Source organism: Pseudomonas sp. TREG-RG-20F-10-E-6-01, assembly GCF_022662455.1.
Taxonomy (GTDB): Bacteria; Pseudomonadota; Gammaproteobacteria; order Pseudomonadales; family Pseudomonadaceae; genus Aquipseudomonas.
The window spans coordinates 395,200-408,300 of sequence record NZ_JAKNQP010000005.1 but is presented as its reverse complement, the minus strand read 5'-3'; the positions used below and the strand labels follow the sequence as shown (position 1 = coordinate 408,300).

Sequence of the window (13,101 nt, the reverse complement as noted above, 5' to 3'; positions counted from 1 at the left end):
AGGGGTGCGCTGACTCAAGGCTGCAGGAGATCCAATGTGGAGCGGGCTTGCCCGCGATAGTGGTGGGTCAGTCACAGCATTATTGGCTGACACTCCGCTATCGCGGGCAAGCCCCCTCCCACAGGGAATTGGGGAAAGGTTTAGTGGGGTGGGTAGTTGGAGAGGATTTTGCTGACGGTGGTGCGGATGGCGTTGTTGCGATCCTGTGGATTTGGACTGCTGGCCATCATCTGCTCGTCACTGCCGCGCCACACCAGCTTGCCGTCCTTGCCGTCCAGCAAGTCGATTTGGATGGTTGCGACTTTGTAGGTGATGCTGCGCGTTTCGTTGTACATCGGCGCGCCCCAATAGCCATTCCATGGGCCACCCCAGGCGCCGCCGTAATTGGTGGTGACTTGCTGCTGGCGGTCTTCGACGATCAGGTAAGCCTGCACGTTCAGGTCGGCCTTGGTGCCGGCTGCGGCGGGACGCAGGCCGCGTTGGTCAAGTTGTTCGCCGACGGCCTGGCGGATGCGCTGCTCGGTGAGGTCGCTCTTGATCCGCGGATCATCCGGGCGATATTGCAGCGCCGGGTCTTTCCAGGCCCAGTTGCGGTAGGCGCCGAAGTCGCGGCTGGCGTCAAAGTCGTGGTTGACCTGGTTGGACTGGCAACCGCCCAGCAACACGACAACAGCAAGTGCAGCAATGCGACGAAACATGGTTTATCTCCAAAAGACGCTTCAGCCTGAAATGAGAATAGCTGCTAACTGGGTGGATAGGCGCTCATTGCCTTCTGCATCGCTTCACGCAAGGCATCGGCCCGTTGGCTCAGGCTGCCCTGGCTGGCGGTTTCGGCGCTGGTGCTCCACACCGGCTGGCGAGTGCGGGCATCGAACAGGCTGATGCGCGCCACGGCGACCGTCACTTCATAAGTGCGCACCACCGGTACGGTGTTGTACATGCCGTAGCCATTGCCATAGCGGTTATAGCCGCCGTAACCGTAGCCATAGTCGTCCTGGACCTGGCGCAGGCGTTTTTCCAGGCGTACATCGGCGCTCACCAACAGGTCGGGCGCACGGTTGTCATGCAAGGGGCGCAGGCCACGCTGGTCGAGGGCGCCGCTGACCGCCTCGGCAATCTGCGCCGAGTCGGCCCAGGCCGTGCCCGCCGGCAGTTGGCCGTTGAGCCAGCCCCAGCTGCGGTAGGCGCCATAGTCGCGCAATGGCGCCGGGTAGGCGCTGGCATCAAAGGTGTTGGCCGCCTGGGCCGGTGCCGGCGGCATCGGCGCCGAAGCGGCCACGTAGGGATTGGGGCTGGAGCAGGCGCTCAAGCCCACCGACAACAGGATCAAACAGAGACGACGCATTTCGACCTCCGCAGACTGGGCCGCTTAAACCGGACGGCAAATCCAGTGCAAATAACGCCCAAGTCCGGCAAAGCTTGGGTGACGACGGTGAGCGAGTTCCATCTCCAACAAATCCTGTAAATCGGCGCGGGCCTGGAATTCCACCGGCATATAGTCGTGGAACACCCGCACGCCACTTTGGCTTTCGACCTGCCAGAGCCCCTCGAGTTGCGCCGCCAACTCACGTGGGTCGAGCGGCTGTTGCGGGGTGAGGCTCTGTTTCTCGCCGGCCATGTCGTTCTTGCGCATTTTGCGAAAGTGACCTTTGAGCAGGTTGCGGTAAATCAGCGCATCGCGGTTATAGAACGCCAGCGACAGCCAGCCGCCCGGCACGGTGAGCTGGTGCAGCACCGGCAGGATCGCATGGGGTTCGGCCAGCCATTCCAGCACGGCGTGGCACAGCACCAGGTCGTAAGGTTGGGTGAGTTGGCCGAGCAGTTCCTGCCAGGGCGCGTGGATAAAGGTTGCGCTCTGGCCAGCGTCGGCAAAGCGTTGGCGTGCGCCTTCGAGCATCGGCTCGGCGGGCTCGGCCAAGGTCACTTGGTGGCCGCGCTCGGCCAGCCACAGCGACATGTGCCCCAGGCCCGCGCCGATATCCAGCACACGCAATGGACGGTCCGGCAGGGCTTCGATCAGGTCGGCCTGGAGCACCGCCAGGCGAATTGCGCCTTTGGCGCCGCCGTAGATTTTCTCGGCAAAGCGCGTGGCCAGTTGGTCGAAATGACGATCACTCATGGACAAACCGCCGTTCGCTGTCGGCCAGTTTGGCGCGCACCACCTCGTTCATGTCCAGGCCCAACTCGCTGCACAGCAACAGCAGGTACAGCACGATATCGCCGATTTCCTGCCCGGCGTGGGCGAGTGTGTCGGCGGGTAGCTGGCGCGATTGGTCTTCGCTCAGCCATTGGAAGATTTCCACCAGCTCGGCCATTTCCACACTGGCGGCCATGGCCAGGTTTTTCGGGCTGTGGAACTGCTTCCAGTCGTTGTTATCGCGGATGCGGTGCAGGCGTTCGGTGAGGTGTTCGAGGTTCATGCGGGGGCTCCTGAAGGTGTATAGCTTCGGGGGGATCAGGGATGAAGGCAAGTGAATCCCGGTGGTGTGCTTGAGGGCGGCATCGCAGGCAAGCCAGCGCCTGCATTTGATAGGTGTTCGCGGGCTTGTTGTGGCGAGCGGCTTGTTGTGGCGAGCGGGCTTGCTGTGGTGAGCGGGCTTGCCCCGCGTTGGGGCGCGAAGCGGCCCTGAAACCTGACAACGCGATACATTTCTGGGGCTGCTGCGCAGCCCAACGCGGGGCAAGCCCGCTCGCCACAATGGGTTGGGTTGGGGTGGGGGGGTTGGGCGGGGATGGCTAATCGACGACGCTGAATTCGAGGCGGGCGGTTTGGCCGGCTTCGTCGAGGACGCTGAGCTGGTAGCGGCCCAGTTGTTCGAAGCTGGCGTTGATGCTGTCCTGGTTGGCGCTGTCGCCCAGTGGCGCGCCGTTGAGGAACCACCAGCGCCGGCCACTGCCGCCCAGGGCAGAGATTTTCAAGTGCAGGGCCTGCTGGCTGGCGGCGGGCAGGCGCAGTTGGTCGCCTTCGCGTACGCCGGCGATGGACAGCGGCGACGACGCGGCCAGCGCTGGCGGCGGGCAATCGGGGTCGGCAGCCGGGATGCGCGCCTCGCGGCGCTCCACCCTAGGCAGCCAAGGCTCCAGCGGTGCCGGCCACAAGGCGATATTTTTTGACACTGCGCCAGGGCAATGCGCGTCCACCCGCAAGCCTTTGGCATTGACCCACACGCTTTCCATCAATCCCATGCTCAACGGCTGGTCCAACGCCTGCAAGGTCGGCGGCGTGGTGTTGTCCAGCGTCCAGGCAAAGCGCTGGCGGCGGCAATTGGGGTCGCTGCGGCTCATGGGCTGGCCCAGCGGCCAACAGATCGCGGCCACGCCCACATTGGCAGGCACCGGCTTGGCGGGCGCGCTGATCCCGCGCTGGCTGTCGCGGTTGGTCAGCACGTCATGCACCTGCAACATCAACGGCGCCGCCGAGGCCAGCCCAAACTGCCCCGGTACGGGCGTGCCGTCAGGTCGGCCTATCCACACGCCGATCAAGTAGCGCGGCCCCACACCCAACGCCCAGGCATCGCGAAAGCCATAGCTGGTGCCGGTTTTCCAGGCCAACACCGGGCGCTGCACAAGCTCGGCGCGCGGGTCACGGTCGGGCCGCGCCTGGCCGCTGAGGATGCGCCGCACAATCCAGGCGGACCCTGGCGACAATAAAGGCCGTTCTTTAAGCGTATCGTCCGGCTGTAATCGGATAGCAGCACTCCTGCCGTCGCGGGCAAAGGCGCTGTAACCGCTGACCAAGTCTTCCAGACGGCTGCCCGCCCCGCCCAGAATCAGCGCCAGGTTCGGTTCGGCCAACGCCGGCAATGCCAGCGGCACGCCGCCGATGCGCATCTGCGCAGCAAACCGTTTCGGCCCATAGGCCTCCAGCAGCTGCACCGCCGGCAAATTCAATGAGCTGGACAGCGCCGTACTCGCCGGCACTGCGCCGCTGAAACCCATGGAAAAGTTGCCTGGCCGGTAATCGCCATAGCGCCGGGGCACGTCCTGCAGCAGCGATTCGGAGTGGATCAACCCCTCGTCCAGTGCCATGCCATACAGAAAGGGTTTCAAGGTGGAGCCGGGCGAGCGCAGCGCGCTGATCATGTCCACATGGCCAAAGCGCTTGGCGTCATTGATATCCACCGAACCGAGGTAGGCGCGAACGGCCATGGTTTCTTCTTCCACCACCAGAATGGCGGCGGAGGTGTGTTCCGGCAGCCGCGCGCGCCAACCCAGCAGCAGGTCTTCGAGGCGGCGTTGCAGCGTCGCGTCCAGGGTGGTGCGGATCAGCGGCGGGCTGTCCGGACGGTTGAGGCGGCGGGCCAGCAACGGCGCGAGGCTGGGTTCGAGCCGAGGGGCGAGCAACAGCGGCTCTTCCAGGGCTTCATCAACGGCCGATTGCGGCCATACCTGGAATTCGGCAAGGCGGCGCAGCACTTTGTCGCGGGCCTGCTGGGCGCGTTGCGGGTGGCGATCCGGGCGCAGACGGCTCGGCGCCTGAGGCAATACGGCGAGCAACGCGGCTTCAGCATGGGTCAGCTGCGCCGGGGACTTGCCCAAATACGCCCAACTGGCCGCCGCCACGCCCTGCAACGTACCGCCGAAGGGCGCGCGGTTCAGGTACAGATTGAGGATCTCGTCCTTGGACAAATGCCATTCCAACTGCGCGGTGCGCCACAGCTGACGCAGCTTGCCGTGCAAAGTGCGCGAGTGCGGGTCGAGCAACCGCGCCACCTGCATCGACAAGGTGCTGCCGCCCGACACCACGCGCGCGCCGGTCAGGTTCTGCCACGTCGCCCGCACCAGCGCCAGCGGGTTCACGCCGGGGTGCTCGTAAAACCAGCGATCTTCGTAGGTGAGCAGCGCGTCCAGGTAATACGGCGACACCTCACGGGTCTGCACCGGATACCGCCACACGCCATTGGCATCGGCAAAGCGCCACAACGGCGTGCCATCCTCGGCCAGCACCACCCGCGCCAAATCATCCTTGGGCAGCGGCAACGGCCAAATACGATCAGCCAGCCACAAGAGGGCAATGACTGCCAACACACATCCAAATGCCCAGCCCAGTAAATGTGGGAGCGGGCTTGCTCGCGAAAGCGATTTGTCAGTCAACTCACTCACAACGGCCCCACCCCACCCACAACAAATCGCAAATTCAACCGCGCAAACCTCTATGCTTCACGGAACTAGCCGCGACCCTTCGCGACCAAAGGCCCAGTGCTGGCAATTTCGTCCACTTATTCATCGAGACACACCTATGCAAGCAGACTTTTTCGGATGGTTGGGTAACACGATTGGCCTGATCATCCACTACATCGTCGAATTCTTCAGTGGGCTGTTCAATATGCTCACCCATGCCGGTGGCGACTTCGTCAATGGCATGTCCCGCGCACTGGGCATGGACACCTCGATCATCAGCATCATCACCCTGATCATCGGCCTGCTCTTCCTGTATTCGGCCGTTCGCGCCTTCATGCGCGCCTCGATCATCCTGGGCGTCATCTGGCTAATGCTCGGCCTCTGGCTACTCAGCTGGGTTGTGCACTAAACCCCAAGCCCCCCCAATCCCCTGTGGGAGCTGGCTTGCCTGCGATAGCGATCTATCAGCCACCAAACGTGCCGGCTGACCCACCGCCATCGCAGGCAAGCCAGCCCCCACATTTGAACCCCATCCTACCGCCAGGTATCAGCGCCCCTTGATCACCAAATCCGCCGGCGTCTCCCCCACCGCCTGCCAGTTCGGCCGATACATCGACTCCACCTGCGGCGGCGGCACGCGATAAGTCCCCGGCGTCACCGCCCGCGCCAGGTACAACAAGTGCGTGGTGGCGCCATAACCCTCAAGATTCATCGCCGCCACATAGCGGTCATCGCGGAACTCCTGGTGCTTGAGCGACGCGTTCTGCATCGACTCGCGCCACTCCTTCACCTGGCTGCTGGCGTTTTCCAGGCTGGCTGCACTTTGTGCCAGGTTCTGGTTTTCCAGCTCCAGCCCAGCCGGCAACAGGTCAACCACCAACGCGTCCGGCACCCGCTGCTTGGCGCTGACCGCTACATGCACCAGCACCAGGTCGCCACTGTTGACGTTATGCAGGTTCAACGGCTGGCCATTCATGCCCAGGTATTCGCGACGGATACTCAGGTTGTCGCCGCCCGGTGCCGGTGGCACTTGGGGGTAACCGGAGATCGTCAGTTGCTGGTAAACCGGCGCCTCGCCCTGATTGCTCAGGGTCAGGTCGCTGGACAGCTGCTTGCCATCCAGCGCCAGCGTCGACTGTTGGTTGTTCAACGTTTGCACACCGCCACTGCCGGTCAGCGACACCTGCCAGTTCGATTCCAGCTGTGAGAACCCGAGGCGCCCGGCCAGGAACAGTGAATTACGTTCCTGGGTCGAGAGATAAGGGCTGGCGGCCAACTGGTCCGAGAGCGTAAACAAACGCTCCTCGCGCTTGCCCTTGGCCAAGTCGTTTTCTTCAAGCAAAGCCAGGATCATCGCCTGGTCACGCAGCGGGCTGCCGTAGTCGGCCAGCCACTCGTTGGCATCGCGTTGCGCCGCCAGGCCGGCAAGCAAGGCTTGATCGGCACGTGGCTGGTCGCCCATTTTTTGCAGGGCAATGGACAACTGCACCAACGGCAACCCGGAGCGCGCCTCGCTGCGGCGCTCGAAGATACTGCGCAACGCGCCCAACGGCGCTTGCTGACTGCGTGCCAGCACCATGCCGGCGTAGGCCTGCACGGCAAAGCGGGTGTGGTCGGCGTTGTCGCTGTAATCCACTTCGATCAGGTTGCGTTCCTGCACATAACGCAGCAGGCGCTCGCTGGCTTTCTTCAGCGCTTCAGGCGGCACGGCAAAGCCCTGGTCGCGGGCGCGCAGCAGGAAGTCGGTGACGTAAGCAGTCAGCCAATATTCCTCTTCGCCGTCGGCGCCCCACAAACCAAAGCTGCCGTTGTAGCGCTGCATGCCCAGCAGGCGCTCGATGCCGAGCTCGATCTTGCGTTTGCGTTCACTGTCCGACTCGCCCTTGACGCCCAGGCGCTTGAGCAGGGCAGCGTCGGCATACAGCGACGGATACAGGCCGCTGGCGGTCTGCTCCAGGCAGCCATAGGGGTACGCCTTGAGAGCACTGATCTGCGCGCCGAGGTTCAGCGGCGGCCGGCTCGACAGGCTCAGCAGCGCTTCGCGCCCCGAGGTATCGAACTGATCCAGACTGCCGACCGGCAAGCTCCACGGCTGATCCTTAAGCACTGCGCGGTAATGCTTGAGCAGCGCCGGGTAGGCCGGGCGCACGCCCAGGGTCCACTCGCGGCTGAACGGCGGCAGGTTTTCCCCCGGCAGGTCCAGGCCGTTTACCGTGACCTTGACCTTGCCCTGCCCTAGCCCGCCCCAGGCTTTGACCGGGATGCGCAAGGTGGTGCGCTGGCCTTGCTTGAGTTCAACAGACTGCGCGCCGCTGTTGACCAACTCCAGCTGGCCTTCGGTGCTCAATTGCACATCGAGTTTCTGCGCGTTGCCCGACAGGTTGGACAGGTCCAGCGCTAACGTGGTCTGGTCACCACCGGCGAGAAAGCGCGGCGCCGACAGCTCGGCAATCAGCGGCGCGGCAATCACCGTCTTGCCTTCGGCCATGCCATACCGATCATCGCTCCAGGCTTGGGCCATCAGGCGCAATTCGCCATTGAAGTCGGGGATATTGACGCTGACTTCGCCCTCGCCCTGTTCATTCAAGGTCACCGGCGCGCTCTGCAACGCCACAATGGTCACGCTGGTGTCCGGGCGTTTGCCGCCCTTGGCCAGCGCAGCATCACCACCGAACGCCAGGCTGGCCAAACGACCCTGGCCGGCCTCGATCAACTGGCCGTAGATGTCGAACTGGTCCACGCCATAAGCCTTGCGACCAAACAGGCTGGAGTACGGGTCCGGCGTCGGGTATTCGGTGATATTGAGGATGCCCACGTCCACGGCCGCCAGCAGCACATGCACCTGTTTGGGCACGCTGCCGTCGGCGTTCTTGGCGGCGATTTTCACCGTCAGCGGTTGTTTGGGGCGCATTTTTTCCGGCGCGGTGAGGGTCAGGCCGAGTTTGCGCTGGGTGCGATCCAATGGCAGGTGCAGCAAACCCACGGCCCTTTTAGGCGTGATATTGGCTTTGCGCTCACCCGGACGAATCACCAGCGCGCTGACGTACAGGTCATGGCGCGACCATTTCGGGTCAAGCTTCACGGCGAAGCTTTTGCCTTCGGCCGGCACATCGATTTCCTGCCACCACAGCGGCCCTTCACTGGATTCCACCAGCAGGTAGCCTTTACCGGCCGCCGGTGGCGTAACGGTGACATTGGCGGTATCGCCATCGCCATACGCCGGTTTATCCAGCGCCAATTTGACTTGGTCCGGGCGCACGGCGCCGCCTTCGGTGTTGTCCTGGGCCTGGTAGCCGGCCCAGAAACGCAGGCTGCTGACCAGCCCGGTTTGCGGGTCTTCGACCTCGACACGGTACGGGCCCCACTCGACCTGGAAGCTGACCTTGGCGGTGTCGCCAGCCTTGATGTTCAGGGTCTGTTCGTCGAGGTTGAGGAATTTCTCGTTGAAGTGGTAACTCCAGCCGTCGCTTTCCGAGTAGTTCCAGTAGTAGTCGCGGCGCTCACGCACCAGGCGCACCTTGAGGTTTTGCGCGGCGAGTTTCTGCCCGTCCTGGTTGGCAAGCAGCACTTCGAATTCTGCTGGGCCATCGCCGTTGGTTTCCTTGCCGTCGAACAAGCCACGCAGACCCGGCAGTTGCTCGGCCGGCCAGATCGGCTGCACCAGGCGCCGAGTGATCGGGCGCCCACCTGACTCTTGCAGGCTGGCCTGCACGATCAATTGCAGGGGTGATTTGGCTTCGGCCCATTTGCTTTCCAGGGTCAGGTCTTCCTGACCCTTGGCGTCGAGCACGCTTTCGTCCAGCTCGAAATCCTGACTCAGTTCCTCTTCGGTGACCGAGCCGAACTGGTAGCCCGGCAGCGATTTGACTGCCTCGCGCAACGGGCGCACATACACTTGCCCGCTGACGCGGTTGCCCGATGCCGGTGCGCCGTAGAGGTAGCGACCATTGACGTGAATCACCGGGTTATCCGCCGGGCTCAAGGCTGTGTCACTGCCCTTGAGCTCCAGCGCTAGGCGCTCGGGCAAGAAGTCTTCGACGAGAAATTCATACAGCTGCGGCTTGCCGTCGCCGAGGTTGAACACCAGTTGCCAACGCCCGGTCGGCGCTTCACCGGCCAACTGCAGTTGGTATTGATAGAGGCCAGACGCATCGGCATCCCACACGAACTTGCGGCTGACCTGCTCATCCGGCCGGCGCACCTCCACGCTCACCGGTTGCGGCTTGACGGCATTGCCATCCTTGTCGCGCAACAGGGCGTTGAGCAGCACGGTTTCACCCGGGCGATACAGGTCACGTGGGCCGAACACAAAAAACTGCAGCGGGTGCGCCGGCTGGCCGCCGATATCAAACTCGGCCAGGTCCAGCGCGGCGCTGTCCAGACGCAGCAGGCTGGTTTGTTCGCCAAGCTTGGCCAGCAACACCTGGGCTTTTTTCGGCAACGGCAACTCGGCATCGCCCCCTTTTTCGGTCTTGCCCTGGCCCAGCACACGGCCTTCGGCATCCAGCACTTCGAGGTCCACGCCCTCCAGCGCCTTGCCGCCTTCGAGCGCCTGGGTGAACACATCCAGGCGATTGGCATAGCGGTGCACCGACAGGCCGATATCACTCAACGTGAACAGCGTGGCCGGTTGCGAATAGTTGTAGGTGCCCGAGGCGCGCATCACCGCCAGGTACACACCCGGCTGCTGCAATTGCTTGAGGCCGGCGATCGGCAGCAACAGGGTTTCGCGCGTATTGCGCGCCGGGTTCAGGTCGAAGCGGCCGCCGTAGACCAGGTCGGCCATCGGTAACAGTTCGCGCGACTCATAACTCTGCAGGCTGGTGTTACGCCCCCACTGCGCGAGGAACGAGGGCAGCAATTCGGGCTTGATACGGAAAAATTCGACGTCGATCTTGTCAACGTTCAGCGCAATCACCGGCAGGCCTTCGGCCAGGCGCGTCGGCAATAACGTGCCGCGGCTGGCAAAGCCGACCGTGGCTTGCAGGTCACGGGTTTCCAGGCGCGCGGTGTACTCGGCGGCGAGCTTGTTGTCGTTGACCGCCTTGACTCCGGCGTCGACGGTCAGCACCAGTTTGCGCTGCGGCTCGAGGTGGCGCAGGCGCAGCTCCATCAGGTTATCGGACAGTTCCCAGGCGCCATCGACCTTGCCGGACTTGCTGTCCACCAAGTGGACTTTGTCGGCGAATTTCTGCTCGGGGTCCAACGGGATGGAAAAGCTCACCGACAGCGTGCTGGCCCCGTCCAACTGGACTTCGGACACGTCCACCACGCTCAACTCACGGCCGGCATAACGCTGTTTCAGCGCTGCCACATCCACCGCCGCTTTCGCCGGTTTGGGTGCAACCGTCGCCGCCGCAGGCGCGGTCGGGGCAGCCGGTTTATCGGAGGAATCGCAGGCGCTCAGCAGGGCCAGCGCGCAGGCCAGGAACAGTCCTTTGTTAAGCATGGGGCACTCGTCGTGAGAGGGGTCCGAGGGGTGAACTATATATCAGCCTGAGTGGGGCCGATGAGGGGCTGGTCACATTGACCGACGGAGGGTGCTTTGGTTCTGGCCCCTGATCACTCCAAGCCAAATCCCACAAGCAACGCAGCTCAAAATGTGGGAGCGGGCTTGCTCGCGAATGCAGTGGGTCAGTGAACATACCCCTCACTGATACACCGCTTTCGCGAGCAAGCCCGCTCCCACATTGGTTCTGCGGTGCAGCGGGGGGCCAGTTACAATACCGCCCCCCAAAGGAGCCCAAATGACTTCCCTGCTCACCGACTGGCGCCACCGCCCCACCCACCGTCGCGTCTGGGCGCTGGCCGCGCCGATGATCCTGTCAAATATTTCGGTGCCGCTGGTGGCCCTGGTCGACAGCATGGTCGTCGGCCACCTGCCCCACGCCCACCAGTTGGGCGCCGTGGCCGTCGGTGCCAGCCTGTACACCTTCCTCGCCTGGGCCATGGGTTTTTTGCGCATGGGCTCCACCGGGTTCGCCGCCCAAGCCGCCGGGCGCAATGACGGCGCGGCGCTGCGGCAAATCCTGCTGCAAGGCCTGCTGCTGGCATTGGGGTTGGCGATGTTGCTGGGCACCGTCGGCATTCCGCTGAGCCACTTGGCGTTGGAGTGGATGCAACCCTCTCCCGAACTCAATCAGCTGACCCGCGAGTTTTTCCACACGCGCCTGTTCGGCCTGCCTGCCGCCCTGGCCAGCTACGCCTTGGTCGGCTGGTTCCTGGGCACGCAAAACGCCCGCGCGCCGCTGGCGATTCTGTTGACCACCAACCTGGTCAACATCGCCTTGAACCTGTGGTTCGTCCTGGGCCTGGAGTGGGGCGTGGTCGGCTCCGCACGTGCCTCGGTCATCGCCGAATGGACCGGCGCCCTGCTCGGCCTGGCCCTGACGCAAAACGCCCTGCGCGCCTACCCCGGGCATATCGCCTGGGCCGCGCTCAAGGTTTGGCAAAGCTGGCGCCCGTTGCTGGCGGTGAACCGCGACATTTTCATCCGCAGCCTCGCCCTGCAATCGGTGTTTTTCATGATCACGGTGCAAGGCGCACGATTGGGCGACGCCACCGTGGCAGCCAACGCGCTGCTGCTCAATGGCCTGCTGCTGACCGCCCATGCCCTGGACGGTCTGGCCCACGCGGTCGAAGCCCTGTGCGGGCATGCCATCGGCGCCCATGATCGGCAGGCGCTGCGCCGTTCGCTGGTGGTTGCCTGCGGCTGGTCACTGATCGCCAGTGTCGGATTCGCGCTGCTGTTCACCTTTGCCGGCCATCTGTTTATCGCCATGCAAACCGACATCCCCAGCGTGCGCGAAACCGCCGACATCTACTTGCCGTATCTGGCGGTGCTGCCGTTGATTGCGGTGTGGAGCTACTTACTCGACGGCCTGTTTATCGGCGCCACCCGCGCGCGGGAAATGCGCAACGGCATGCTGCTCACCGTGGCGATGCTGCTGCCCTTCGCCTGGGCACTGCAGCCGTACGGCAACCACGGCCTGTGGCTTACTTTCCTGCTGTTCATGGCCCTGCGCAGCCTTACTTTGTGGGCGATTGCCTGGCACTTGAATCGGCAGAATCAGTGGCTTGGATAAAGGCCGTGACGCGGTCCAGTACCGGCGCCAGCCAGCGTAAGGGCCGAGCGATAGACGCCACCAGTGTCGCGTGGCTGGTCTTGGTGAAGTAAAACGCTTCAACCGGCACATCCGCTGCGCGCAGTTTTTTCGCCAACCCACCGGTATTGCGCGTGGGGTTGACCAGCGTGTCGCTCACCGACGCGATCAACAGACTCGGCGGCGCAGCGTGGCTGACGTGGTTGATCGGCTGGGAATCCGGCGGCGAGTCAGGAAAGAAAAACACCGGCTTCACGTCAGGGTTTTCAATCGGCAGGAAGTCGTACGGCCCGGCCAGGCCGATCCAGCCTTTGAGCATTGCGGGCGACAGGTTCACCTCTTTAAGCCAGCGCGGATCCAGCGCCAGCATCGACGCGTTGTAGGCGCCGGAGCTGTGCCCCATCAGGTACAGCTGCCTGGGGTCGGCGCCGTAGTTGGCAATGTGTTGATAGGTCCAGGCGACGGCCTGGGCGTTGTCCTGCAGAAACGAGGGGTAGCGCACTTGCGGGTAGAGCCGGTAGTCGGCGATCACCACCACGATGCCGCGGGAAGCCAGGGCTTCGCCGACAAAACCGTAGTCATCCTTGGCGCCGCTGTTCCAGCTGCCGCCGTAGAAAAACACCACGACCGGGGTATTGGGCAATGCCTTGATCGGACGGTAGACATCGAGTGTTTGGCGCGGGTCATCGCCGTAGGCAATGGAGGAGGTTTTGGTGAAGGTGTCGGAAGGCGTGAGTGCGTTGAGCACTTTGATGGGCGAGCAGGCCGCCAGGAATGCGGCGAATGCCAGGGTGAAGGCTTGCAGCCATTTGCTCGACATCGTTCAGACCCCACACGGAAGGTGCTGCCAAATGAAGATCCAAATGTGGGAGCAGCT

At 63.5% G+C, this 13,101-nt stretch carries 9 protein-coding genes; 2 read left to right on the top strand and 7 right to left on the bottom strand.

The window, feature by feature from the left end:
- Positions 1-140: 140 nt before the first annotated feature.
- The 5 genes from L8K08_RS17955 to pbpC all read right to left on the bottom strand — a co-directional run bounded on the left by L8K08_RS17955 (position 141) and on the right by pbpC (position 5,049).
- Positions 141-698 carry a DUF4136 domain-containing protein gene (locus L8K08_RS17955; protein WP_145160321.1) on the bottom strand — a complete coding sequence of 186 codons (558 nt, stop codon included), beginning with the start codon at positions 696-698 and terminating at the stop codon, positions 141-143.
- A gap of 44 nt (positions 699-742) precedes the next feature.
- A complete protein-coding gene (locus tag L8K08_RS17950; protein ID WP_242199081.1) occupies positions 743-1,345 on the bottom strand; it encodes a DUF4136 domain-containing protein in 603 nt (200 codons plus the stop codon).
- A gap of 24 nt (positions 1,346-1,369) precedes the next feature.
- Positions 1,370-2,119, bottom strand: a complete 750-nt coding sequence (locus L8K08_RS17945; RefSeq protein ID WP_242199079.1) for a methyltransferase — start codon at positions 2,117-2,119, stop codon at positions 1,370-1,372.
- A complete protein-coding gene (locus L8K08_RS17940; protein ID WP_242199077.1) occupies positions 2,112-2,420 on the bottom strand; it encodes a MazG-like family protein in 309 nt (102 codons plus the stop codon). The genes L8K08_RS17945 and L8K08_RS17940 overlap by 8 nt, the downstream gene beginning before the upstream one ends.
- Positions 2,421-2,736: 316 nt before the next feature.
- Positions 2,737-5,049, bottom strand: a complete 2,313-nt coding sequence (pbpC, locus tag L8K08_RS17935; RefSeq protein WP_277933683.1) for a peptidoglycan glycosyltransferase PbpC — start codon at positions 5,047-5,049, stop codon at positions 2,737-2,739.
- A 190-nt stretch (positions 5,050-5,239) separates the two neighbouring features.
- On the opposite strand from pbpC, the gene L8K08_RS17930 reads away from it, so the two are divergent.
- A complete protein-coding gene (locus L8K08_RS17930; protein WP_145160315.1) occupies positions 5,240-5,530 on the top strand; it encodes a hypothetical protein in 291 nt (96 codons plus the stop codon).
- A 138-nt stretch (positions 5,531-5,668) separates the two neighbouring features.
- Here L8K08_RS17930 and L8K08_RS17925 read toward each other — a convergent pair whose 3' ends face one another.
- Positions 5,669-10,570 (bottom strand): alpha-2-macroglobulin, encoded by a 4,902-nt coding sequence (locus L8K08_RS17925; RefSeq protein WP_242199072.1) that lies wholly within the window; start codon positions 10,568-10,570, stop codon positions 5,669-5,671.
- Positions 10,571-10,868: 298 nt separating this feature from the next.
- On the opposite strand from L8K08_RS17925, the gene L8K08_RS17920 reads away from it, so the two are divergent.
- Positions 10,869-12,206: an MATE family efflux transporter gene (locus L8K08_RS17920; RefSeq protein ID WP_242199069.1), complete on the top strand. Its 1,338-nt coding sequence runs from the start codon at positions 10,869-10,871 to the stop codon at positions 12,204-12,206.
- Here the strand turns inward: L8K08_RS17920 and L8K08_RS17915 are convergent.
- Positions 12,151-13,044, bottom strand: a complete 894-nt coding sequence (locus tag L8K08_RS17915) for an alpha/beta hydrolase (RefSeq protein WP_242199067.1) — start codon at positions 13,042-13,044, stop codon at positions 12,151-12,153. The genes L8K08_RS17920 and L8K08_RS17915 overlap by 56 nt on opposite strands.
- Positions 13,045-13,101 lie beyond the last annotated feature (57 nt).

Coding starts and splice junctions, on each gene's coding strand:
- L8K08_RS17955 (WP_145160321.1), bottom strand. CDS start 698: ATGTTTCGTCGCATTGCTGCACTTGCTGTTGTCGTGTTGCTGGGCGGT.
- L8K08_RS17950 (WP_242199081.1), bottom strand. CDS start 1,345: ATGCGTCGTCTCTGTTTGATCCTGTTGTCGGTGGGCTTGAGCGCCTGC.
- L8K08_RS17945 (WP_242199079.1), bottom strand. CDS start 2,119: ATGAGTGATCGTCATTTCGACCAACTGGCCACGCGCTTTGCCGAGAAA.
- L8K08_RS17940 (WP_242199077.1), bottom strand. CDS start 2,420: ATGAACCTCGAACACCTCACCGAACGCCTGCACCGCATCCGCGATAAC.
- L8K08_RS17930 (WP_145160315.1), top strand. CDS start 5,240: ATGCAAGCAGACTTTTTCGGATGGTTGGGTAACACGATTGGCCTGATC.
- L8K08_RS17925 (WP_242199072.1), bottom strand. CDS start 10,570: ATGCTTAACAAAGGACTGTTCCTGGCCTGCGCGCTGGCCCTGCTGAGC.
- L8K08_RS17920 (WP_242199069.1), top strand. CDS start 10,869: ATGACTTCCCTGCTCACCGACTGGCGCCACCGCCCCACCCACCGTCGC.
- L8K08_RS17915 (WP_242199067.1), bottom strand. CDS start 13,044: ATGTCGAGCAAATGGCTGCAAGCCTTCACCCTGGCATTCGCCGCATTC.